Consider the following 20220-nt stretch of genomic DNA (forward strand, 5'->3'; position numbering starts at 1 on the left):
AAGAGATCAGTGATGAAAACGCAGGTATCTCAGAAAGGAGTGCGGCGAAAAGACACGCGGGGCAAAAATGGACGCGCAGGGTTCGGCCAAGACGATCATCGCAACGATGAATCGTATCGACCGGGCGACCAAGAAAGCGCTGCGCGATCGTGAATGCAAGGAGCGGGCGAACGGACGCCGTTCCACCGCCCCTGAACTGGCCGCCAGATACGACGCCCTGTTCGAGACCTTGACCCGCGCTCACTGCGTCCCTTACGAGCGGATGGACTGGCACGAGATCGCCGGAGCCGGGATGGTCGAGCCCGCCGTCCGGGCCAACGCCCTGGAGCAGAAGGCGCGCCGCGCGCTCGCCAACTATCAGCCGGGAATCATCGACGGCCTGTTCGGCCTGGGCCAGGACCGCCGCCGCGCCCTGGCCGAGCGGGTCCTGGAGGCCGCCAAGAAGGACGCCGAAAACTACGCCAGGGCCAAGCGCGCCGCCGACGTCCACAATCTCGACGTCGGCCTGGCCGCCGCCGTGCTTGCGCTGGACATCGGGGCGATCGAGCAGGCGTTGAAGGCCCACATTCCGGCCGCCGAATTTACCCCGATCCTGGAAGGCCTGGGCGTCCACATGCCCGCGCCCGGCAAGCTCGTGGTCTATGTGGACTGCCTGGAATACGACGCCATTCCCGACGAAGCCGTGGAGATCGGCGACACCGGCCGGGCGGTCTTTGTCGCCCTGCCCCCCGAGGTCCGCCAGGAGATGCACCTGGCCAATGTCTGCGCCACCACCCTGCGGGTGGCCGTCGAGGTGCTGGCCGTGGTTCCGCTCGACATGATCGACGTGGTCGCGCGTTGCTTTCTGGTCAAGGGCCGCGGCGAGGCCGAGCAATCGCCGGTGGTCCACGTCAAGGTGACCCACCAAGCGCTGAAAGCCATGGACCTGCGCCGGCTGGAGCCGGTGTCCTCCATCACCGCCCTGGGCGGCCGCATCGACTGGGAGGTTGAGCGGGGCTTCGCGGAAATCCGCATCGACGACCTGAAGCTCACCGCGCCCAAGCCGCCCGAAGCCTCGCAGACGGCGGCGGCCTAGCTACGCCACCTCAGGGTGGCGGCTTCCACGGGATTCTCGAAACCACGGCCCTGCTTGCGGCTCAGCGACCATTCCCGCTTGAGCTGCTGGTACCACTTGGCCTGTCGGTCGGCGTCGTCGATCCACAGCAGCGACGGGTCGTAACGCAGCCCCTCGTTCTGCAGGTTCACCATGTCCCCGTCCTGGCGCAGGAAGGCCCGTGCGCCGGCGGCGATGAGCGGTTTCAGGAACAGGAACGCCGGGTGGTCGGACCAGATCACCTGGGTGATTTTCGTCTGGGTCTCCGACACCGGGGTCAGGCAGGTGAGCGACAGCACCTGGCGTGCGCCCACCGTAACGTGCTCCCAGCGCAGGCCGGGGATGCGGAAGACGATCTCGGTCAGGGGCTCGCCGCCCAGGATCGCGTAGGCGCGGCTGTTCTTCGAGGGCTCGTGACGGACCATGGCGAAGCCCTGCTCGCGGGGCTCGAACTTCTTGGCCTTCTCGTGCTGGCTCTTGGCCGAGCGCCACCACCATTGCTGATGCACATAGGGGCCGTGGGCCGGGTCCATCAGGCCCACGACCGCGTGGTCGATGTGGGCGTCGAACACCATGCGGTCGACCAGCTTGGGCCCGCCGCCGACCACCCCTGGGAAGACCGGGGGCGGCTCAGGCGGCTCGCCGTCGAAGCGCGGATCGGCGCTGATCCAGATGAAGACCAAGCCCTGGCTCTCGGCGGTGGGATAGCGCCGCACGCGGATGCGGCTGACGTCCATCGCCTGGTCGGCGACCAGCGAGGGGATGGCGGCGCAGGCGCCGTCGGTGCGGAACCGCCAGCCGTGATAGGGACATTCCACGCTGGGCGTCCCGTCGGCCTCGTCCCGCAGCTTGCCGGCCGAGAGCGGCGCAGCCCGGTGCGGGCAGATGTCCTTCAGCGCATAGACCTTGCCCGCGCGGTCGCGGCCCAGCAGCACGGGCTCGCCCAGCAGTTCGTAACGCTGCAGCTTGCCAAGCTTCAGGTCGCTCGCCAGGGCGGCGAAATACCAGATGTCGTGCAGGAACCCGCGGCCGAACTTTGCGTCGGCGGCGGGAGCGGGCTTGGAAGCGTCGTCGGCCATGAGCCCCTTCTACCGCGTCATGCGAGCCGCAGGAACCGCACCGCGTGCGGGCCGAGATGCAGCGCCGCTCCATCCAACCGCGCCGCGCCGACGGTGGGGGTCAGGGTGGTCGCCCCGGCCAGCCGCTCGTCGCCGAACACAGCCTCAGTCGCGCCCATGTTGAACAGGCAGGCGATGCGCTCGGCGCCCTCCTGGCGAATGAAGGCCAGGACCGGTTCAGGCGCGGCGACCATCTCGATCTCGCCTGTGGTGAGCGCGGGGGTGGCCTTGCGCAGGGCGATCATAGCCTTGGAAAAGGCCAGGACGGACGTGGCGTTCGCGGCCTGGGTCGCCGCCGACAGGCCGGCGTGCTCCACCGCGAGAGGCAGCCAGGGCTTGGCCGGCGAGAAACCCAAGTTCGGCCCCTCGGTCCAGGGCATGGGGGTGCGCGAGCCGTCGCGGCCCTTGGCGATGGGCCAGTAGAGGTCGCCCACCGGATCGCGGATCTCCTCGCGGGTCAGGCTCTGGGCCTCCGGCAGGCCCAGTTCCTCGCCCTGGTAGAGCAGGATGGCGCCCTTCAGGCTGAGCAGCAGGGCCAGCATCAGCCGCGCGATGGCTTCTCCGCCGCCGAACCGGGTGGCGGTGCGTGGGATGTCGTGGTTGCAGAAGGAGATGCAGGGCCAGTGGTCGGGATACCGGCTGAGCGTCTCGTAGTGTTCGCGGAAGATCTGCGGCGATAGTTTGCGGGCGTGCAGCAGGACGAAGGTGTAGGCTGAGTGCAGGCCCTCCTCCGGGCTGCAATAGGCGCCGCAGCGCTCCTCCTCCTCGGAGAACTCGCCGAACACGAACCTGTCGCCGTGCGCATCGACCCGTCGGCGGATGACGTCCAGGAGCGGGATGTTCTCGGGCAAGTTGGAGTCGTGCAGGTGGCGCTGCATCTCGCTGGCGTGGGACCAGTGATAGCGGGTCCGCTCGGCCGCCCGCACCGCCGGATTGTCGGCCAGGGCGTCGTCGTGGAGGAAGGTCCCGGCCACGTCCAGGCGGAAGCCGTCGATCCCCTTGGCCAGCCAGAAGTCCAGCACATCCAGCGCCGCGGCCTGGGCGTCGGGGTTGCGCCAGTTGAGCTTCGGCTGCTGGCGCAGGAACTTGTGGTGATAGTGCTGGCGGCGCGCCGGCTGGTAGGCCCAGGCCGGGCCGCCGAACACCGACAGCCAGTTGTTGGGCGCGGTCCCGTCCTCGGCCGGATCGGCCCAGACATACCAGGAGGCCTTGTCGCCCTCGGCCCGGCCGTCGCGGCTCTCCGCGAACCAGGGATGTTCGTCGGAGGTGTGGGACAGCACCTCGTCCAGCATCAACTTCAGGCCGCGCCCGTGGGCCGCGTCCACCAGGGCCTCGAGGTCAGCCATCGTTCCGTAGTCCGGATGGACGCCTTCGTAGTCGGAGATATCGTAGCCCCAGTCGCGGTTGGGCGAGGGGTGGACCGGGGAGAGCCAGATCGCGTCGACCCCCAGGCTCTCGATGTAGTCCAGCTTGGCCAGCACGCCCTTGAGGTCGCCATGGCCGTCGCCGTCGGCGTCGAAGAAGCTGCGGACATAGATGTGATAGACGACCGCGCCCTTCCACCAGGGCGCGGCCACCTTCTTACGCCTCGGTGGCGTTGTTGATGATCTTGGAGACCAGGCCGTACTCGACGGCGGCCTCGGCCCCCATCCAGAAGTTGCGCTGGGTGTCCTTGACGATCCGCTCGTAGGTCTGGCCGGTTTCCTTGGCGATCATGCGGTTGACGCGCTCGCGCATCTTCACGATCTCCTCGGCCTCGATCTGGATGTCGCTGGCCTGGCCGCGCACGCCGCCCATGGGCTGGTGCAGCAGGAAGCGGGTGTTGGGCAGGCAGAAGCGGTTTTCCTTCTGTGCGCCCAGGAAGATCGAGGCGCCGGCCGAGGCCACCCACCCGGTGCCGATCACCTTCACCTGGGGACCGCAGTAGCGGATGATGTCGTGGATGGTGTCGCCGCTTTCCACGTGGCCGCCGGGGGAGTTGATCACCACCTTGATCGGCTTGCTGTTCTCGCTGGCCAGGGCCAGGAGCTGGGCGGTCACCCGCTCGGCCAGGCGCATGTCGATCTCGCCGAACACCAGAACCGTGCGCGCGTGGAACAGCGCGTTCTGGACGGGCCCGGAGGTCATCGGCATGTCGGGCTTGCGGGCGTTTTCGTCGCCGTCTTCGTCTTCGTCCAGGCGCCAGTTACGCATCAGTCAGGTCTCCAAATTTCGTTGCACGGAACGTGCGTCGCTCCGCGCCCATCCGCAAGGGGCTAGCCGGCGGCGGTGGCGATCAATCGCGCATAAAGCTGAACGAATGTCGCCAAACCAGGCTGTAACCTTCGGCGAGGAAAAGCGCGCTGAACCGGCGCCGGAGTGAGCTCGTTCCAATCCAAGTGCGCCCGCCCCGCTCCTCGCCGGAAAGCCTCGCCCTCGCCGCGGTCTGGGCCGCCTTGCTCGACCTGGCGCTCGTTCTGATCGCCGTGGCCTGGATCGCCGACGCCTACGCCCCGCCGCAGGACCTGCCCTGGAAGCCGCTGCGCCTGGCCGATCCGCCGGGCCTGGCCACCCACATGAAGTTCGAGCGCGCCGCCCAGGACCGACGGGCCTGTCGCGCGGTGCTGCGCGAAGGCGGGGTCGGATTTTGGGAAGTTCCGATCCGCGTCGACGGCGTCTGCGCGGTGCTGAACGCCGGGCGGCTGCAAGGCGGCGTCACGCCATTGCGGCCCGCCGGCCCAGTCATGACCTGTCCCCAGGCCCTGGCCTACGCCTTCTGGGACCGCCACGCCCTGCGGCCGGCGGCGCGGGAGACACTTGGGGCCCGGGTCGTCGAGGTGGGCCACTACGGAACCTATGCCTGCCGAAGGGTGGGTGGCCGCGACGGCCTGAGCGAGCACGCCTTCGCCAACGCCCTGGACGTCGCCGAGGTGCGGCTGGCCGACGGCCGGCGGGTGTCGGTGCTGAAGGACTTCAAGTCCGATGGGGCGAACGGCGTGTTCTTGCGCCGGGTGCGGACCGGCGCCTGCCGCTGGTTCCATGTGACCCTTAGTCCCGACTACAACGCCGCGCACCGGGACCACTTGCACCTCGATTCGGGCCGCTACCGGGTATGTCGCTGATCCGGGCTGGACCCGAGGCGGCGCGCGGCCCAACAATGGCGCGACGACGAACGGCCGGGTCGGGGAGGGACATGGCACGCCTTGCGCTGGCGCTCTGCGCCGTCCTGCTGGCCGCCTGCAGCGAGGCCGAGCCGACGGGGCCGGCCTTCAACACGCAGAACGGCGTCCACGAGATCATGGAGCACGTCCTCGATCCCGCCGCCGACGCGGTCTGGGGCGGGTCAGGCTACGTGATCACCGCGGCCGGCGAGCAGGACCTGTCGCCCACCACCCCCGAGGGCTGGCAGGCGGTGGAGAACGGCGCGGCGGTGGTGGCCGAGGCGGGCAACCTGCTGATGCTGCCAGGGCGCGGTCCCGACGAGCCGCAGTGGGCGGCCTATTCCAGGAAGCTGAGCGAGGCGGGGCTGGCGGCCATGAAGGCGGCGCAGGCCAAGGACAAGCAGGCGGTCTTCGACACCGGCGGCAAGATCTACGAGGTCTGCGTCGCCTGCCACCAGCGCTACATGCCCAAGCCGGAGTAGGGGCGATGGACCTGGAGGGCACGGTCGCGGCGTTGGCCGCCACGCCGGGCAGCATCGCCCTCCACGAGTCCCTCTACGCCTATTCGTTCGTCGAGACGGCCCATGTGCTGGCGATCGCCCTGTTCGTCGGATCTATCGCCATGGTCGACCTGCGGCTCCTGGGCGTGGGATTCGCCGCCACGCCGGTCTCGCAGATGACGGGCAGGATCCTGCCCTGGACCGTGGCCGGCTTCATCCTGATGGCGGTGACGGGGCTGCTGCTGTTCTACGCCATCCCGGAGCGGACGTTCCACAGCGTCTGGTTCCGCGCCAAGCTTGTCTTGCTGCTGGTCGCCGCGGTCAATATCGCGATTTTCCACCTGCGGGTTCAGCGCGACCAGGGGCGGTGGGACGAAGGACCCGCGCCGCGCGGCGCCAAGGTCTGCGCCGTACTCTCGCTGGCGGTCTGGGCCGGGGTGGTCGTGACCGGGCGGATGATCGCCTACAACTGGTTCGACTGCGACCGTCCGCAAGGCGCGCTGATCCAGGCGCTCGCCGCCTGCCCCCCCACGGAGTTCTGACCCGTGGACCTATACGCCCTCTTCGAGAGCCTGGAACGGACCCCTGTGGCGGCGGCGATCCGGGAGTCCGTCTGGCTGTTCCCGGCGGTGGAGGCCGTCCACCTTCTGGGCCTGGCCCTGCTGGGCGGGGCGGTGCTGATCGTCGACCTGCGGCTGCTGGGCGCGGGCCTCACCGCCCAGCCGCCTTCGCAGGTGGAACGCGCGGCGCGGCCCTGGCTGCTGGCGGCCATCGCCACGATGGTCATGACTGGCGTGCCGCTGGCCCTGTCGGAGGCGGTCAAGCTCTACGACAAGGAGGCCTACTGGCTGAAGATGTCGGCCCTGGCCTGCGCGCTGGTCTTCACCTTCGCGGTGCGCAACCGGCTGGCGGCGCGAGATGTGGCGGGCCTGTCGGCCAAGGCGGTGGGCGCGCTGTCGCTGGCGCTGTGGCTGACGGTGGCGACCGCCGGCCGTTGGATCGGCTTCAGCTGATTCACGCTCGCGTGAGCGTTTCGAACGCGCATGGGGCCACCGCGGCGTCGTGCTATCTTCGCGCCGCGGGAGGGGGCGGCTCTAGGAGGCGTCCATGTACATAATCACGCGTCGCATCGAAAACCTGCGCTCGACGGCCGAGGCCGCCAAGCGCGCCGAAGCCGGCCTCGTGCCGCTTCTGCAGTCGGCTGTCGGCTTCAAGGGCTACCACATCGTCGACGCCGGCGGCGGCGTCGGCATGTCGGTCACCATGTTCGAGACCCGCGAGGACGCCGAGCGCGTCAAGGATCGGGCCATGACCTGGGTCAAGGAGAACCTCTCAGATCTATTCACCGGCGAGCCGCAGATCACGGCCGGCGAGGTGATCTTCTCATGCCGGCCCGAGGTCACGACCGGCAGGCCGGCCTCCGCCCAGCCCGAGGCGCGGCCGACTCACTAGGCTCTGGCCTATGACCGCGGCCGTTCATTGGGATCGGCGCCGTCGCGCGGGGCTCCGGTGCCGCTGGAGCCCATGAACAGCTTCTGGCCGTTGGCGAGCGTCACGTCGCGGCCGTTGGCCTTGCAGGCGGGGCTGCAGAGCTTGTCCTTGGACTGGTAGCCGCGCACCACGATCTCGGTGCCGATCTTCAGCGTGTTGCGGTCGATGCCGGCCCGCAGCAGGGTGTTGGGCGTGCCGCCCTCGACCATCCAGGCCTGGGGCGGCTTGCCTGGGGCGACGACCGCCAGGTGCACCCAGGCGTGGGGGTTGATCCACTCGATCTTGGTCACCTTGCCGCGCAGCAGGACCGGCGTCTTGGCGTCGAATTCGGCGGTGAAGGCGTGGTGGGCGTAGGCCCCGGCCCCCAGGGCGAGGACGGCGCAGGCCGCCAACACCCCGATGACCAGATGTCGCGTCGTCATTGCGCGCCTCCGCCCTTCTTCTTTTTCTCTTCCTCCCGCGCCCCGGCCAGGATGCCGGGCAGGGAGTAGTTCCCCTCGTGGCAGGCGTACTCGTACATCGGCCCCTCGGTCGCCCGCATCGGGATCTCGCCGCGCCAGACTTGGGTGTAGGCGCGGGGCTCCTCGACGCTGAAGGCATAGACGATCTCCTTGTCGGAGACGCGCTTGAATCGCTCGATCACCTTGGACTCCGGCGCCAGGTAGATGCGGTGGCGGATGTCGGCGGTGAAGGCCTGGCCGGGATGCAGGTTGGTGGTCTCGACCACCAGGGTGTCGCCTTCCCACCAGCCGATGGAATCGCCCATCCAGGGGCGGATGGTCTTGGGCGGATGCTTGCCGCCCAGCCGGATCACCCGCGCGTCGTGGTTCATCTCCACCACGATGGTGACGAAGCCCGGCGACTGCACGATCTGGTAGTTGTTGTTGTAGAGCACGTTCAGCATGGGCGGCCCGCCGGTGGAGCCGTAGCCGACGATGCAGCGCTCGCCCAGCGACCGGGTCTCGGGCCCGTCGAACACCTGGAACTGGCGGAAACCCTCGGCCATCATCGCCCGGCGGCCTTCGGCGGAATAGGGCACCTGGCCGTTGGGCGGATCGACCACCCAGGAGGTGCGAATCTCGCCGTTCACGACGCCGTATTTCGAGCCCAGGTCGATCCAGAACGAGTTGTAGCCGCCGGGATCGTCGGCCACTGGCGGGGCGCCGGCCTCGGGGCTGGTTGGCTTGTCGTTCTCGGCGAGCCAGGCCTTGGTCATGGCCTCGGCGGCCTTGGCCTCCTGCGGCGTCAGCACCAGCTTGTTGAGGCCCGGCGCCCGCTCCAGGGTGGTGATCGAGGCGTTGGTCCAGATGCCCTGCAGATCGGGGTCGCCGTGGGCGGTTCGCGGAACCTTGTAGGTCTGGGCGCTCGCGGTCGTGGCGGTCAACGCCAGAACGGTGGCGAGCAGGAGGGTGCGGAAACTCATTTCAAAGGCTCCTTCCTCAGATGGCCGTACATCAGCTCCTCGACGAACTCGACGCACTTGAACTGCTGCAGCCGGGCGTCCTCGCCCTGGCGGCGATAGAGGTTCATGGCGATCTTCCAGGGTCGCGTGAAGGTGGCCGGGTCGTCGATCAGCGCCTCGTAGCGCAGTGTGTCGGGGCCGGTTGGGGTGTAGCGCTCCACCACCTTCATCCGGTCGGAATGGAAGTTGCCGGCGCGGTCGAACCAGGTGGCGTCGTTCTGGGCGGTGACCTCGACCACCAGGGTGTCGCCCTGCCACTTGCCGACCGACTGACCCATCCAGCTGTCGATGGGCGCGGGGCCGGGGTTCTTCAGCAGGATGTTGCGCACCGCGCCGGCATATTCGTAGGCGAAAAGGATCGCCTTCTCGGAATGGAATATCTGGAACGGCAGGGCCATGTAGTTGGCCCGCGGCACGCCCGGCAGGTAGCACTTGATCTCCGGATCGCGATCCAGCCAACGGGCGCGGTTCTCGTCGCGCCGGGCCCGGGCCTCGGGGGTGTAGGGGATCTCGCCGCCCTCGACGACGCCCAGGCCGGCCGGCACGGCGCCCACGGCGCCCAGGGCCAGCACTTCCTTGGCCGGCGCCGGCGTCACCGGGCCCTTGCGGAAGGCCAGGGCCGCGCGCGCGGGGTGGGGTTCGATGTCGTAGTTGGCGCTGTTCATCGCCTGCCAGACGCCGTTCAGGTCGGGGTGGCCGCCAGGTCCGCGCGGCGCCTTGTAGGGGCTCTGGGCGAATGCGCCCGCCGCCAGGGCGAGCGTCATCGCGCCGGCCAGGATCAGCGATGCGAACGCCTTGTCCATGTCGCCTCCCCAGGCGTGGGCGCGCGGCTCGTGGCGGCCGCGTCGCACCGGGAAGGCTAGGTCATACCGGGCGCCAGAACAATCGCCGCCTCAGAGCGAGGCGAGCCAGGGCAGCAGGCGGGCGTTGACCTCGGCGGGCCGTTCCTGCTGGGTCCAGTGGCCGCAGCCCGGCAGGACGTCGGCGCCGCGCAGGTCGGTCATCTCGGCCTTCATCATGGCCACCAGATCGCCGCGCCCCAGCATGCTGAGCACCAGGTCGCGCTCGCCGCCGACGAACAGCGAGGGCTGCTCGATCTTGCGGCCCTCGAATTTGGACAGATATTCGAAGTCGCGCTGATGGTTGCGGTAGCGGTTGATGGGGCCGCGGAAGCCCGAGCGCTCGAACTCCGCCACGTAATAGTCGAGGTCGGCGTCGTTCAGCCAGGCCGGGAACGGGGCGGGATCGACCAGGCCCTCCAGCAGGCTCTGGCCGTGAACCTTGTCGGTGGGCCAGGTCCCGTCCGGGGCGTCGCCGCTGATGGCGTAGTAGAACTTCCGCAGTCCGTCGCGGGGGTCGGCCTCCAGCTCGGCCTCGGCCGGGCCGACGTTCTGGAACCAGGCCTGGTAGAAGAACTTGCCGCGGCTGGTGAACACGGTGTCGACCAGGTCCATGAACGAGCGCTTGGGCACGCCCAAATAGGGCACCGACAGTCCGGCCACGGCGCGGACCCGATCGGGACGGACCAGCGCGGTGTTCCAGACGATGGGGGCGCCCCAGTCATGGCCGATCAGCACCGCCGGTGCGCCGGGGCTGAGCGCCTCGATCACCCCGGCCACGTCGGCGACCAGGTGCTCCATGTCATAGGCTTCGATGGGCTGCGGCCGCGACGATCCGCCATAGCCGCGCACGTCGATGGCGCAGGCGGTGAAGCCCGCCGCCGCGACCGGCCCCATCTGGTGGCGCCAGCTGTACCAGCTCTCGGGAAAGCCATGGACCATGACCACCAGCGGGCCCTCGCCCTCCACGGCCGCGCGCAGGGTGACGTCGGGCAGTTCGATCTCTTGGAAATTCGGCATCGATCACCCCTCCACCCCGGGCTTGACCCAGCGTCGCCCGGCGCCGCAAATGGCGGCGATAAAATCAAACACATGTTTGGAAGGAAGCGCCATGGGTGAATTGTTCGACCTGACCGGCAAGGTCGCCGTCATCACGGGGTCCTCGCGCGGGATCGGCAAGGCCATCGCCGAGCGCATGGCCGAGCATGGCGCCAAGGTGACGATCTCCTCGCGCAAGGCCGGGCCCTGCGAAGAGGTCGCTGCGGCGATCAACGCCAAGCATCCGGGCGCGGCCATCGCGGTCCCCGCCAACATCTCCTCGAAGGATGATCTCCAGCGCCTGGTCGACGAGACCCGCAAGGCGTTCGGCAAGGTCGATATCGTGGTCTGCAACGCCGCCTCGAACCCGTTCTACGGCCCGATGAGCGAGATCCCGGACGACGCCTTCCGCAAAATCCTCGAGAACAACATCATCGCCAACAACTGGCTGATCAACATGACCGCCCCGGAGATGATGGAGCGCAAGGACGGCGCGATCATCATCATCTCGTCGATCGGCGGCCTGCGCGGCACCGGGGTGATTGGCGCCTACGCCATCTCCAAGGCGGCCGACATGCAGCTGGCGCGAAACCTCGCCCAGGAGCTGAGCCCCCACAACATCCGGGTCAATTGCATCGCGCCCGGCTTGGTGAAGACCGACTTCGCCAAGGCGCTCTGGGACACCCCGGCCGGCGAGGCCCGCGCCTCCACCGGCACGCCGCTGCGCCGCCTGGGCGAGCCGGACGACATCGCCGGCGCGGCGGTGTTCCTGGGCTCCAAGGCCGGCTCCTGGATGACCGGCCAGACCGTGGTCATCGACGGCGGCTCGACGGCCTGATGGCGCAGGGCGGGGAGAATGGTTTCCGGTTCTCGCCCGCCGCAGCCTACGATGTGGAGCGGCTGGTCGAGCTCAGGGTCGCAACCATGCGCGAGAGCCTGGAGCGGATCGGCCGGTTTGACCCCGTCCGGGCCCGGCGGCGCATGGTCGAGCAGTTCCGGCCCGAGCACACGCGCCTGATCTGGCGCGGGGAGGCCTTCGCGGGCTGCGTGGCGTTCGGCCCGGACGCTTCGGGTTGGCGCCGGCTTGAGCACTTCTACATCCATCCGGACCACCAGGGGGCGGGCCTGGGCGCGCATGTCCTTGCGGCCCTACTGGCGGAGAGCGACGCCCAGGCTCTGGCGGTCAAGCTGACCGTTCTTCGGGAAAGCCCGGCCAACCGCTTCTACGCCCGGTTCGGTTTCGCCGAGACCGGCCGCGACGAGGTGGACATCTTCTATGAGCGGCCGCCCGCCTAGACCTTCACCACCAGCTCCAGCCCGCCAGAATAGGGCAGGGTGAGGCTCCTCAGGCTGTTCCTCGGGTCCTCGACGAATTCGAAGAAATGTCGGTAAGCGTGCCGGAACTGGCTGGTGTTGTCGGCCACCACCATCGCGCCCGGACGTAGGTGCGGGGCGACCAGCTCCAGGGCGGGGCGGGCCATCTCGGTCCAGATGTCCATCAGCACGAAGTCGACCGGGCCCTCAATCACCTTCAGCGTTTCGCGCAGGTCGCCCTCGCGCAGGTCGATCAGGCCGCTCAGGCCGGCCGCCGCGAAACTGGCCCGCGCCGCGGCAGCCTTGGCGGCCTCGTATTCGGTGCCGATCACCACGCCGCCGCCATTGGCCCGGACAGCGTCGGCCAAGTAGAGGGTCGAGACCCCGAACGAGGTGCCGATCTCGACCACCCGCCTAGCCCGCAGCGAACGGCAGAGCAGCCAGCACAGTTCGGCCTTTTCCGGCTCCAGGGCCACCATCTTGTCGGCCATGAAGCGGTTGGCGTCGGCGTCCAGCCCGTCCCAGCTGAGGTCGCCCTTCTCCGCCCGCTCGCCGAAATAACGATAGGTCTCGGCCTCCTGCGCCACGCTCTGCGCCTGAAGCGTTTCGATCCGCGCCCGCAGCGCCGTGTCTGTGAGCACGCTCATTGGTCGTTCCGTTCGTACTGCATGGCGGCGAACAGGTTGGCCTCGCTGTCTTGGAAGAAGATGTGGTGGCCGACCCCCTGGATGTGGAACGGCTGGCTCAGCGCCGTCCCGCCCGCCGCCGCGATGGCGGACGCGGCGGCATGGATGTCGGCGACGCCGAAACTCACCGCCAAGCCGGGCAGGGCGCGTCCGTCGACCTGGTGGCGGGCCTGGAGCGCGCCGCCGATACCGGCGCCGTGAAGCTGCAAGAAGTCCGGCGGTCCCCAGGGCGTGAAGGTCCAGCCGAACACCTGCTCGTAGAAGGTCCGCGCGCGGCCCAGGTCGTCGGCGTTGATCGAGACGTGGCGCAGCTGGGCCGAACCCAATGCGGCGGGCGCGCCCTGCGGCGTGGCGTCACGCTCGTACTGCATGACGCCGGCGACATTGCGCTCGGTGTCCTGGAAGAAGGCCAGGTGGCCCACGGTCTCGATGTGGAAGGGCGGCATGATCGTCGTCCCCCCGGCAGCCTGGATCGCCGCGACCGTGCCCTCGACGTCCTCGACGCCGAAGGTGAGCTCCACGCTCGGCATGGCGTGGCCGCCGATGTCGCGGCGGCCCTGCAGGGCGCCCACGAAGCCCTGGCCGGCGCTGCGGGTCTGATAGAAGCCGGGCGGGCCCCAGGGCGTGAAGGTCCAACCCAGGGCCTGCTCGTAGAAGGCCCGCGCGCGGGGCACGTCGTCGGCGTTGATCGCGAAGTGACGGAAGGTGGCTGGCATGGCGTCGACCTGGGCCGTGGGCTGAGGCGGCCAATCTAGGCCTTCGCCGCGTGGCGTGCTTGCGATAGTCTGACGATTAATGTCTGAAGCACGCCAAAATGCACGGGATCCCGACGGTTTTCCCGTCCGGGGCCTGGCGGTCACCTATCGCGACGGCCACCGGCTGGATCGCCATACGCACCCCTGGGCCCAGCTGGTCTACGCCGCCAGCGGCGTGATGCGCGTCTCTACGCCGGACGCTGCCTGGATCGTGCCGCCCACACGCGCCATCTGGGTGCCGGGCGGCACGCCGCACGAGATCGCCATGCGCGGGACGGTGGCCATGCGCACCCTCTACCTCGCGCCGGCCAAGGGCGATGAGCGCCACCAGGCGTGTCGCGCCCTGGAGGTCGCGCCCCTGCTGCGCGAGCTCATCCTGCACATCGTGCGCATCGGCATGCTGGACGTGGACGACCCGGCGCACGAACGGCTGGAGGGGCTGCTGCTCGACCTGCTGGCCGCGGGCGAGACCGCACCCCTGGTCCTGCCCCTGCCGGCCGATGCGCGGGCCCGGGGATTCGCCGAACGCCTGCTGGCCTCGCCGGGCGAGGTCGCGCCCCTGGCTGCGCTGGCGCGAGGCTCGGGGGCGAGTTTCCGCACCCTGCAGCGCCTGTTCCTCACCGAGACCGGCCTGTCGCTGGAGGCCTGGCGCGGCCGGGTGCGCATGCAGCAGGCTGTGGTGTCGCTGAGCGCCGGCGCCCCGGTCACCCAGGCGGCGCTGGACGCCGGCTACCGCAGCGCCTCGGCCTTCATCGCCGCCTTCAAGCGGGCGTTCGGGACCACGCCCGCCCGCTACCGGCCCCAGTAGCGCCCTTTAGTAGCGGTCGTAGGGATCGCGCGGCGGGGCCGAATGGCCGTCATAGCCGCGCGGCGCGGACTCGTAGTGCTCGTGGCGGGGCCGATAGGCGTCGCGGTCGTCGCGGTCATATTGGCGATCGTCGCAGCAGGGCGAGCGGTCGCTGTAGGCGTTGTAGCGGGCGCCGCCATAGGTGGTCGAAGACGAGTAGCTGGACCGGTACTCGTAGTTCGAGTTCGGCGTCGTCCGGCGCTCGTAATAGGTCATCGGCGGGCGTTCCTGGTCGCGCCGATAGTGCTGCTCGTCGCCGCGCTCGTAATCCCGGTCATAGCCCCGGTCGTCGCCATAGCCGTAGCCGTACTCGCGCGCCTCATACTGGTGGCCGTCATCGGCCGGAGGCCCCTCGTCCTGGTAGCTCTGATAGGCCGGGTGGTTCCAGTAGGCGGCGCTCTCGCAGGCCGCCGAGGCCGCCCCCGCCTTGGCGCCGATCACCGTGCCGGCCAGGGCTCCGAGGGCCGCGCCCTCGGCCACGACGCCGGCCGCGGCGACCGCGCCGCCCGCGAAGCCGCCCGCGACCAGGCCGAACAGGCCCCAGCCCAGGGCGCGGTTGCCGGCGGTCCGCCGGCAGGGATCGGCCGAGCCGTAGCGGGCGGTGTCGTATTGGGGCGCCGACGGCGGGCCGTAACGCTCATAGCTCTGCGCCTGGGCCATGCCACCCGCGAACACGGTCGCAACGGTGACGGCGGCCAGCACCGCATGTTTCTGACGGAGCTTCATCGATCGTCCTTCAACACCCACACAGATCCTGCGGCCAGGATAGGCTTGTCCGGGGCGTCCGTGAAACCAAGACAACCTGCGAGATAGTTCTCAACCCTGCCGGCGCGACAGCTCCCGCGCCCGGGCCAGCCGCTCGATCCCGGCGTCCAGGGTGACGTCGGCCTTGGCCAGGCACAGGCGCAGTATGGTGGTCACCGGGTCCTGCTCGTAGAGCGCCGACACCGGAATGGCCGCCACGCCGGCCTCCGTCACCGCCCGCAGGCAGAAGGCCCGGTCCGGCTCGGTCACGCCGGAGGCGGGCAGGTCCACATTGAGGAAATAGGTGCCTTGGGTCGGCAGGGTGACGAACCCCTCCCGCGCCAGACCCTGGGCCAGCCGGTCGCGGGACCGCGCCAGATCGAGCGGCATCTGGACGAACCAGTCGGCGCTATTGTCCAGGCCCCAGGCGACCGCGGCCTGTAGGTTGGGCGGGGTGGTGAAGGTCAGGAACTGGTGGGCGCGGGCGAGCGCGTGGGTCAGGGCCGGAGCGGCGCAAATGAAGCCCACCTTCCAGCCGGTCAGGCCGAACATCTTGCCCGCCGAACCGATCTTCACGCAGCGTTCGCGCATGCCGGGGAAGGCGATCAGCGGCCGGTGGCGGGCGGGCGCGAACACCACCTGCTCCCAGACCTCGTCGCAGATGGCGGTGACGTCGTGGGCGACGCAGAACTCCGCCAGCAGGGCCAGGTCCTCTTCCGGCAGGACCAGGCCGGCCGGGTTGATCGGGTTGTTCAGCACCACGAAGCGGGTCTTGTCGCTGAACGCGGCCTCCAGCATCGCGCGGTCGAAGCGCCAGTGCGGCGGCGACAGGGTCACTAGTCGCGGCGTGCCGCCGGCGCGGCGGATCAGCGGCAGGTAGGCGTCGTAGAGCGGCTGGAAGGTCACCACCTCGTCGCCCGGCTCGATCAGCGACAGGAAGGTCGCCGCCAGGGCCTCGGTGGCGCCGGAGGTGACGGTGATCTCGCTGGCCCAGTCGAAGTCCAGGCCCTGGGTGCAGGCGTAGTGGCGGGCCACGGCTGCGCGCAACTCGGGCAGGCCGGCCATAGGTGGGTACTGGTTGTAGCCGTTCATGACCGCGTCGGCGGCCTTGGCGCGGATCGCCTCGGGGCCGGGGTCGTCTGGGAAACCCTGGCCCAGATTGACAGCCCCGTGCTGGCGCGCGAGCCCGGACATCTCCTCGAAGATGGTGGTGGGCAGGTTTGCGAAGACCGGATTCGCCATTCGCCTTGCCTAGCACAGCTTCCGCTCCAATATCGAAGCCGTGAAGATCGTCGATTTCGAACCCCGGCACGCGGAAGCCTGGCGCACGCTGAACGAGGCGTGGATCGGCAAGTATTTCACCATCGAGCCCAAGGACCGCGAGGTGCTGGACGATCCGCTGGGCAAGATTCTCGCCAAGGGCGGCCACATCTTCATGGCTGAACAGGACGGCGAGGTGGTCGGCTGTGTCGGGATGATCGCCCTGGCCGACGGCGGGTTCGAGGTGGCCAAGATGACGGTGACCGAGGCCGCCCGCGGCACGGGCCTGGGCCGCGTGCTGATGCAGGCCTGCATCGACAAGGGCAGGGCGCTCGACGCGCCGCGCCTCTATCTGGAAACCAATTCCAGCCTGGGCCCGGCCTTAGGGCTCTACCGCGCCATGGGCTTCGTGGACCTGCCCCCCGCCGAGACTCCCTACGCCCGGGCCGACGTGTTCATGGAGTTGGTGCTGGGGTGAGCTGACGGCTTGCCCAAGTCCACCCCACACACAAGATCGTCATCCCCGATCTTGTCTCGGGGATCCATATTCGCCGCATGACAGAGCTTGGCTCAGCGAGCGCCGGGGTTATGGGTGGCCGGCACGGAGGCCGGCCATGACGAGCCGAGAGGCGCGCGCGCCGAAGCCAGAAGCCTAGTGCTGGGTCACGTGCCGCAGGGCGTCGCCCAGGGTGCGGCGGGTCACCGGCTTGCCCAGGAAGCCGACCGGATTGATCCCGGCCATGGACTCGCGGAAGTCCTGGGTGATCGAGCCCGACACGAACAGCGAGCGCACGCCCAGCTCGTCATAGAGCTTGCGCGCCAGCTTGCCGCCGTCGGTGTTCTTGGCCAGGCGGATGTCCACCAGGGCGACGTCGGGGCGATCATCTTCGGCCATCTCGTAAGCGGTGCAGGCGTCGGCGGCCTCGGCGACCACCAGGTGGCCCATGTCTTCCAGCAGGCAGACGATATCGAGCGCGATCAGGGCGTCGTCCTCAACCACCATGATACGCATGGTCATCACAGGCTCCTCGGGAAGACCACGGCGAAGGCGGCGCCAGCTTCCGGTTGTTCGACGACGAAGCGTCCGCCCAGTTGCCTTGCGAGGGCCTCCACGGCCCTCATTCCCAAGCTGTTCTTGGAGCGCGGCGTGAAGCCCTTGGGCAGGCCCATGCCGTCGTCGGCAACGCTTAAGCGAAACTGCTCCCCGTCGGTTCTGAAGCCGACGTGGATCGCGCATGGCCTATCGGCTGGGCATCCATACTTCAAGGCGTTGGTGATCAGTTCGTTGAGAATGAGCGCCAACGGCACGGCCTGCCTCAGGTCCAGCTCGTGGGCCTCGACTTCAGTCGTCAGGCGCACGTCGTCGCGGCCCAGGGAATCGACGAGGTCGTGGGCCAGGGCCTTGGCGTAATGGCCCGCGTCGAACAGGCCCACCTCGCCGCCCGACTTGTAGAGCTGCTCGTGGACCCGGCCCACGGCCATGATCCGGTCCAGGGTCTTTTCCAACGCCTCCCGCGCCTCGCCGTCGGGCGTCGAGCGCGATTGCAGGCGCACGACGCTGGCGATCTGCTGCAGCGAATTCTTGACCCGATGATTGACCTCGTCGAGCAGCAGGGTCCTGTCGGCCAGCAGGGCGCGCAGGCGTTCGGAGGTGTCGGCCTCGGCCTCGCGGTCCAGGCTGAGGTCGCGCTGGGCCCCGATGAACAAGTAGGTCAGGGCGGCGCCGAAGCCGATCAGCAGGCAGAGCAGCACCGCGCGGATCGCCGCGGTCTGGCCCCCCCGCTCGGCCAGCAGACGAGCCTCTTCAGCTTCCAGCTCAGCGACGATGAGGCGGATGCCGTTCATCGCCGCGATGCCCTCGCCCTTCCGGATGGTCCGGATGGCGGCCACGGCGTCGCCCGAGCGACGCTGGGCCATGGTGAGGTCGATCACGGCCAGCCGCCTGGCCATCAGGGTGCGTAGACTAGCGACCCTCGCCTGTTGGATCGGGTTGTCGGCGGTCAGGACGTCGACCGCGTTGAGCCTGGACTCGGCGCGCTCACGCCCGTTCTCGATCCGCACGAGGAAGTTCCGATCGCCGGTCAGGACGTAGCCCCGCTGCGCCGACTCCGCGTCGGTCAGGGCCTGGAGCACGTCGGCGATGCCGTTGCGCACCTCGTGGGTGTGGGACACCGCGCTTGCGCTTCGGTCATACCAGACGAAAACCCCGCCCAGGCTGGCGAAGGCCAGGAACAGGGCGGCCACCGTGACGGCGAGTAGGCTGAAAGCCCGCTCGCGTGCGGCTTGGCGATTGGAACCCGAAACCTCCCCCGGATCCCGCGCCACCGGCTATTCTTCCTTGACGCGGCGCTTGCGGAACGACGGGTTCAGCACCTGCTTGCGCAGGCGGATCGACTTCGGCGTCACCTCGACCAGCTCGTCTTCCTCGATATAGGCGATGGCCTGTTCGAGGGTCATGCGGCGCGGCGGGGTCAGGCGCACGGCCTCGTCCTTGCCGGAGGCGCGCACATTGGTGAGCTGCTTGGCCTTCATCGGATTGACGTCAAGATCGTCGGCCCGGCTGTTTTCGCCGATGATCATGCCCTGGTAGGTCTTCTCGCCGCCGCCCACGAACATCGTCCCGCGATCCTCGAGGTTCCACAACGCGAACGCTGCGGTTTCACCCTCGGAATTGGAGACCAGCACGCCCTTGCGGCCGGCGTCGATGGCGCCCTTGTAGGGCTCGTAGTGGCTGAACACGCGGTTCAGCACGCCCGAGCCGCGGGTGTCGGTGAGGAATTCGCCCTGGTAGCCGATCAGCGAGCGTGACGGCGACATCAGGCTGATGCGGGTCTTGCCCGCGCCCGACGGGCCCATGTCCTTCAGCTCGGCCTTCCGGGCCGACAGCTTCTCGATGACGATGCCGCTGAACTCGTCGTCGACGTCGATCATGACGTCCTCGATGGGCTCTAGGCGCGCGCCGGTCTCCGGATCGGCCTGGAAGACCACCCGCGGACGGCTGATGGAGAGCTCGAAGCCTTCGCGGCGCATGCCTTCGATCAGCACGCCCAACTGCAGTTCGCCGCGACCGGCCACCTCATAGGCGTCCTTGTCCGGGGTCTCGGTCACGCGGATGGCGACGTTGGACTGGGCTTCCTTCAGCAGGCGGTCGCGAATCACGCGGCTCTGCACCTTGTCGCCCTCGCGGCCGGCCAGCGGGCTGTCGTTCACCGAGACGGTCATGGAGATGGTCGGCGGGTCGATCGGCTGGGCGGGCAGGGCCTGGGTGACGTCCATGGCGCACAGGGTGTCGGCCACGGTGGCCTTCGACAGGCCCGCGATAGCCACGATGTCACCGGCCTCCGCGTCCTCGATCGGCTGACGCTTCAGGCCGCGGAAGGCCAGCACCTTGGTGATGCGGCCACGCTCGACTTCCTTGCCGTCGATGCCGAGGGCGTGGATCGCCAGGCCCGGGGTGGCCTTGCCGCTCTCGATGCGGCCGGTCAGCAGGCGGCCCAGGAACGGGTCGTTCTCGATCAGCACCGAGAGGATCTGGAACGGTCCGTCCTTCTGCGCCACGGCCTTGGGCTCGGGCACATGGCGCACGATCATGTCGAACAGCGGCGCCAGGTTGTCGTTGGGCTTGGACATGTCCAGCGTCGCCCAGCCGTTCTTGCCCGACGCGTAGATGTGCGGGAAGTCCAGTTGCTCGTCCGTCGCGCCCATGGCGGCGAACAGGTCGAAGGCGTCGTTGAGCACGCGGTCGGGATCGGCGTGGGCCCGGTCGACCTTGTTGAGGCAGAGGATCGGCCGCAGGCCCATCTTCAGCGCCTTGCCCAGCACGAACTTGGTCTGGGGCATGACGCCCTCTTCGGCGTCCACCAGCAGGACGCAACCGTCCACCATGCCGAGGATCCGCTCGACCTCGCCGCCGAAGTCGGCGTGGCCGGGGGT

The 20220-nt window shown here is 69.0% G+C and carries 24 protein-coding genes; 10 read left to right on the forward strand and 14 right to left on the reverse strand.

The window, feature by feature from the left end; translation table 11 throughout:
- Nucleotides 1–106: 106 nt before the first annotated feature.
- On the forward strand, nucleotides 107–1075 hold the full coding sequence (locus Q8Q77_RS13670) for a hypothetical protein (RefSeq protein ID WP_305584159.1): 969 nt from the start codon (nucleotides 107–109) through the stop codon (nucleotides 1073–1075).
- On the opposite strand, the gene Q8Q77_RS13675 is transcribed toward Q8Q77_RS13670, so the two are convergent.
- Genes Q8Q77_RS13675 through Q8Q77_RS13685 form a run of 3 tightly spaced genes read right to left on the reverse strand, consistent with a single transcriptional unit; the run spans nucleotide 1072 to nucleotide 4404 of the window.
- Nucleotides 1072–2172, reverse strand: a complete 1101-nt coding sequence (locus tag Q8Q77_RS13675) for an aromatic ring-hydroxylating dioxygenase subunit alpha (protein WP_305584160.1) — start codon at nucleotides 2170–2172, stop codon at nucleotides 1072–1074. The genes Q8Q77_RS13670 and Q8Q77_RS13675 overlap by 4 nt on opposite strands.
- 17 nt (nucleotides 2173–2189) lie before the next feature.
- The gene (locus tag Q8Q77_RS13680; protein ID WP_305584161.1) at nucleotides 2190–3788 is read right to left on the reverse strand and encodes an alpha-amylase family glycosyl hydrolase; all 1599 of its coding nucleotides are present in this window, start codon (nucleotides 3786–3788) and stop codon (nucleotides 2190–2192) included.
- 4 nt (nucleotides 3789–3792) lie between these two features.
- Nucleotides 3793–4404, reverse strand: a complete 612-nt coding sequence (locus Q8Q77_RS13685; protein ID WP_305584162.1) for an ATP-dependent Clp protease proteolytic subunit — start codon at nucleotides 4402–4404, stop codon at nucleotides 3793–3795.
- Nucleotides 4405–4589: 185 nt separating this feature from the next.
- On the opposite strand from Q8Q77_RS13685, the gene Q8Q77_RS13690 reads away from it, so the two are divergent.
- The 5 genes from Q8Q77_RS13690 (at nucleotide 4590) to Q8Q77_RS13710 (ending at nucleotide 7303) form a co-directional block, all read left to right on the forward strand.
- Nucleotides 4590–5312: an extensin family protein gene (locus tag Q8Q77_RS13690; protein ID WP_305584164.1), complete on the forward strand. Its 723-nt coding sequence runs from the start codon at nucleotides 4590–4592 to the stop codon at nucleotides 5310–5312.
- Between the two features lie 71 nt (nucleotides 5313–5383).
- Nucleotides 5384–5833, forward strand: coding sequence for a hypothetical protein (locus tag Q8Q77_RS13695; protein ID WP_305584165.1), 450 nt, complete (start codon nucleotides 5384–5386; stop codon nucleotides 5831–5833).
- Nucleotides 5834–5838: 5 nt separating this feature from the next.
- Nucleotides 5839–6393 carry a DUF6644 family protein gene (locus Q8Q77_RS13700; protein ID WP_305584166.1) on the forward strand — a complete coding sequence of 185 codons (555 nt, stop codon included), beginning with the start codon at nucleotides 5839–5841 and terminating at the stop codon, nucleotides 6391–6393.
- Nucleotides 6394–6396: 3 nt separating this feature from the next.
- Nucleotides 6397–6864 (forward strand): DUF6644 family protein, encoded by a 468-nt coding sequence (locus Q8Q77_RS13705; RefSeq protein WP_305584167.1) that lies wholly within the window; start codon nucleotides 6397–6399, stop codon nucleotides 6862–6864.
- Nucleotides 6865–6958: 94 nt separating this feature from the next.
- Nucleotides 6959–7303: a hypothetical protein gene (locus tag Q8Q77_RS13710; RefSeq protein WP_305584168.1), complete on the forward strand. Its 345-nt coding sequence runs from the start codon at nucleotides 6959–6961 to the stop codon at nucleotides 7301–7303.
- Between the two features lie 8 nt (nucleotides 7304–7311).
- Here the strand turns inward: Q8Q77_RS13710 and Q8Q77_RS13715 are convergent, their stop codons facing one another.
- The 4 genes from Q8Q77_RS13715 to Q8Q77_RS13730 all read right to left on the reverse strand — a co-directional run bounded on the left by Q8Q77_RS13715 (nucleotide 7312) and on the right by Q8Q77_RS13730 (nucleotide 10663).
- Nucleotides 7312–7764, reverse strand: coding sequence for a DUF6152 family protein (locus tag Q8Q77_RS13715; protein ID WP_305584169.1), 453 nt, complete (start codon nucleotides 7762–7764; stop codon nucleotides 7312–7314).
- Entirely contained in the window at nucleotides 7761–8765 is a 1005-nt protein-coding gene (locus tag Q8Q77_RS13720) for a hypothetical protein (protein ID WP_305584170.1), read from the reverse strand. Before Q8Q77_RS13720 ends, Q8Q77_RS13715 begins: the two co-directional genes overlap by 4 nt.
- Nucleotides 8762–9607, reverse strand: coding sequence for a hypothetical protein (locus Q8Q77_RS13725; RefSeq protein ID WP_305584171.1), 846 nt, complete (start codon nucleotides 9605–9607; stop codon nucleotides 8762–8764). Before Q8Q77_RS13725 ends, Q8Q77_RS13720 begins: the two co-directional genes overlap by 4 nt.
- A 90-nt stretch (nucleotides 9608–9697) precedes the next feature.
- Entirely contained in the window at nucleotides 9698–10663 is a 966-nt protein-coding gene (locus Q8Q77_RS13730; protein ID WP_305584172.1) for an alpha/beta fold hydrolase, read from the reverse strand.
- Nucleotides 10664–10754: 91 nt separating this feature from the next.
- Here Q8Q77_RS13730 and Q8Q77_RS13735 point away from each other — a divergent pair, with 91 nt between their 5' ends.
- Nucleotides 10755–11519 (forward strand): SDR family oxidoreductase, encoded by a 765-nt coding sequence (locus Q8Q77_RS13735; protein WP_305584173.1) that lies wholly within the window; start codon nucleotides 10755–10757, stop codon nucleotides 11517–11519.
- Nucleotides 11519–11977, forward strand: coding sequence for a GNAT family N-acetyltransferase (locus Q8Q77_RS13740; protein ID WP_305584174.1), 459 nt, complete (start codon nucleotides 11519–11521; stop codon nucleotides 11975–11977). Before Q8Q77_RS13735 ends, Q8Q77_RS13740 begins: the two co-directional genes overlap by 1 nt.
- Here the strand turns inward: Q8Q77_RS13740 and Q8Q77_RS13745 are convergent.
- Both Q8Q77_RS13745 and Q8Q77_RS13750 read right to left on the reverse strand, forming a co-directional pair.
- Entirely contained in the window at nucleotides 11974–12642 is a 669-nt protein-coding gene (locus Q8Q77_RS13745; RefSeq protein WP_305584175.1) for an O-methyltransferase, read from the reverse strand. The genes Q8Q77_RS13740 and Q8Q77_RS13745 overlap by 4 nt on opposite strands.
- The gene (locus tag Q8Q77_RS13750; protein WP_305584176.1) at nucleotides 12639–13397 is read right to left on the reverse strand and encodes a VOC family protein; all 759 of its coding nucleotides are present in this window, start codon (nucleotides 13395–13397) and stop codon (nucleotides 12639–12641) included. The genes Q8Q77_RS13745 and Q8Q77_RS13750 overlap by 4 nt, the downstream gene beginning before the upstream one ends.
- A 79-nt stretch (nucleotides 13398–13476) precedes the next feature.
- On the opposite strand from Q8Q77_RS13750, the gene Q8Q77_RS13755 reads away from it, so the two are divergent.
- Nucleotides 13477–14244 (forward strand): helix-turn-helix transcriptional regulator, encoded by a 768-nt coding sequence (locus tag Q8Q77_RS13755; protein WP_305584177.1) that lies wholly within the window; start codon nucleotides 13477–13479, stop codon nucleotides 14242–14244.
- Nucleotides 14245–14250: 6 nt separating this feature from the next.
- Here the strand turns inward: Q8Q77_RS13755 and Q8Q77_RS13760 are convergent, their stop codons facing one another.
- Together Q8Q77_RS13760 and Q8Q77_RS13765 are read right to left on the reverse strand one after the other, a co-directional pair.
- On the reverse strand, nucleotides 14251–15009 hold the full coding sequence (locus Q8Q77_RS13760; protein ID WP_305584178.1) for a hypothetical protein: 759 nt from the start codon (nucleotides 15007–15009) through the stop codon (nucleotides 14251–14253).
- 90 nt (nucleotides 15010–15099) lie between these two features.
- Nucleotides 15100–16269: an aminotransferase gene (locus tag Q8Q77_RS13765; protein ID WP_305584179.1), complete on the reverse strand. Its 1170-nt coding sequence runs from the start codon at nucleotides 16267–16269 to the stop codon at nucleotides 15100–15102.
- A gap of 40 nt (nucleotides 16270–16309) precedes the next feature.
- Here Q8Q77_RS13765 and Q8Q77_RS13770 point away from each other — a divergent pair, with 40 nt between their 5' ends.
- On the forward strand, nucleotides 16310–16765 hold the full coding sequence (locus Q8Q77_RS13770) for a GNAT family N-acetyltransferase (protein WP_305584180.1): 456 nt from the start codon (nucleotides 16310–16312) through the stop codon (nucleotides 16763–16765).
- A gap of 174 nt (nucleotides 16766–16939) precedes the next feature.
- On the opposite strand, the gene Q8Q77_RS13775 is transcribed toward Q8Q77_RS13770, so the two are convergent.
- The 3 genes from Q8Q77_RS13775 to typA form a co-directional block, all read right to left on the reverse strand.
- Nucleotides 16940–17305 carry a response regulator gene (locus tag Q8Q77_RS13775; protein ID WP_305584181.1) on the reverse strand — a complete coding sequence of 122 codons (366 nt, stop codon included), beginning with the start codon at nucleotides 17303–17305 and terminating at the stop codon, nucleotides 16940–16942.
- Complete coding sequence (locus Q8Q77_RS13780) at nucleotides 17305–18612, reverse strand: sensor histidine kinase (RefSeq protein WP_305584182.1); 1308 nt, start codon at nucleotides 18610–18612, stop codon at nucleotides 17305–17307. Before Q8Q77_RS13780 ends, Q8Q77_RS13775 begins: the two co-directional genes overlap by 1 nt.
- Before the next feature lie 3 nt (nucleotides 18613–18615).
- A partial coding sequence (gene typA / locus Q8Q77_RS13785) for a translational GTPase TypA (RefSeq protein ID WP_305584183.1) occupies nucleotides 18616–20220 on the reverse strand: 1605 nt, incomplete at its 5' end.

This window comes from Phenylobacterium sp., assembly GCF_030698145.1.
Classification (GTDB): domain Bacteria; phylum Pseudomonadota; class Alphaproteobacteria; order Caulobacterales; family Caulobacteraceae; genus Phenylobacterium.

Coding starts and splice junctions, on each gene's coding strand:
- Q8Q77_RS13675 (WP_305584160.1), bottom strand. CDS start 2,172: ATGGCCGACGACGCTTCCAAGCCCGCTCCCGCCGCCGACGCAAAGTTC.
- Q8Q77_RS13775 (WP_305584181.1), bottom strand. CDS start 17,305: ATGACCATGCGTATCATGGTGGTTGAGGACGACGCCCTGATCGCGCTC.
- Q8Q77_RS13745 (WP_305584175.1), bottom strand. CDS start 12,642: ATGAGCGTGCTCACAGACACGGCGCTGCGGGCGCGGATCGAAACGCTT.
- Q8Q77_RS13725 (WP_305584171.1), bottom strand. CDS start 9,607: ATGGACAAGGCGTTCGCATCGCTGATCCTGGCCGGCGCGATGACGCTC.
- Q8Q77_RS13740 (WP_305584174.1), top strand. CDS start 11,519: ATGGCGCAGGGCGGGGAGAATGGTTTCCGGTTCTCGCCCGCCGCAGCC.
- Q8Q77_RS13700 (WP_305584166.1), top strand. CDS start 5,839: ATGGACCTGGAGGGCACGGTCGCGGCGTTGGCCGCCACGCCGGGCAGC.
- Q8Q77_RS13735 (WP_305584173.1), top strand. CDS start 10,755: ATGGGTGAATTGTTCGACCTGACCGGCAAGGTCGCCGTCATCACGGGG.
- Q8Q77_RS13765 (WP_305584179.1), bottom strand. CDS start 16,269: ATGGCGAATCCGGTCTTCGCAAACCTGCCCACCACCATCTTCGAGGAG.
- Q8Q77_RS13750 (WP_305584176.1), bottom strand. CDS start 13,397: ATGCCAGCCACCTTCCGTCACTTCGCGATCAACGCCGACGACGTGCCC.
- Q8Q77_RS13755 (WP_305584177.1), top strand. CDS start 13,477: ATGTCTGAAGCACGCCAAAATGCACGGGATCCCGACGGTTTTCCCGTC.
- Q8Q77_RS13685 (WP_305584162.1), bottom strand. CDS start 4,404: ATGCGTAACTGGCGCCTGGACGAAGACGAAGACGGCGACGAAAACGCC.
- Q8Q77_RS13710 (WP_305584168.1), top strand. CDS start 6,959: ATGTACATAATCACGCGTCGCATCGAAAACCTGCGCTCGACGGCCGAG.
- Q8Q77_RS13695 (WP_305584165.1), top strand. CDS start 5,384: ATGGCACGCCTTGCGCTGGCGCTCTGCGCCGTCCTGCTGGCCGCCTGC.
- Q8Q77_RS13730 (WP_305584172.1), bottom strand. CDS start 10,663: ATGCCGAATTTCCAAGAGATCGAACTGCCCGACGTCACCCTGCGCGCG.
- Q8Q77_RS13670 (WP_305584159.1), top strand. CDS start 107: ATGAATCGTATCGACCGGGCGACCAAGAAAGCGCTGCGCGATCGTGAA.
- Q8Q77_RS13715 (WP_305584169.1), bottom strand. CDS start 7,764: ATGACGACGCGACATCTGGTCATCGGGGTGTTGGCGGCCTGCGCCGTC.
- Q8Q77_RS13760 (WP_305584178.1), bottom strand. CDS start 15,009: ATGAAGCTCCGTCAGAAACATGCGGTGCTGGCCGCCGTCACCGTTGCG.
- Q8Q77_RS13720 (WP_305584170.1), bottom strand. CDS start 8,765: ATGAGTTTCCGCACCCTCCTGCTCGCCACCGTTCTGGCGTTGACCGCC.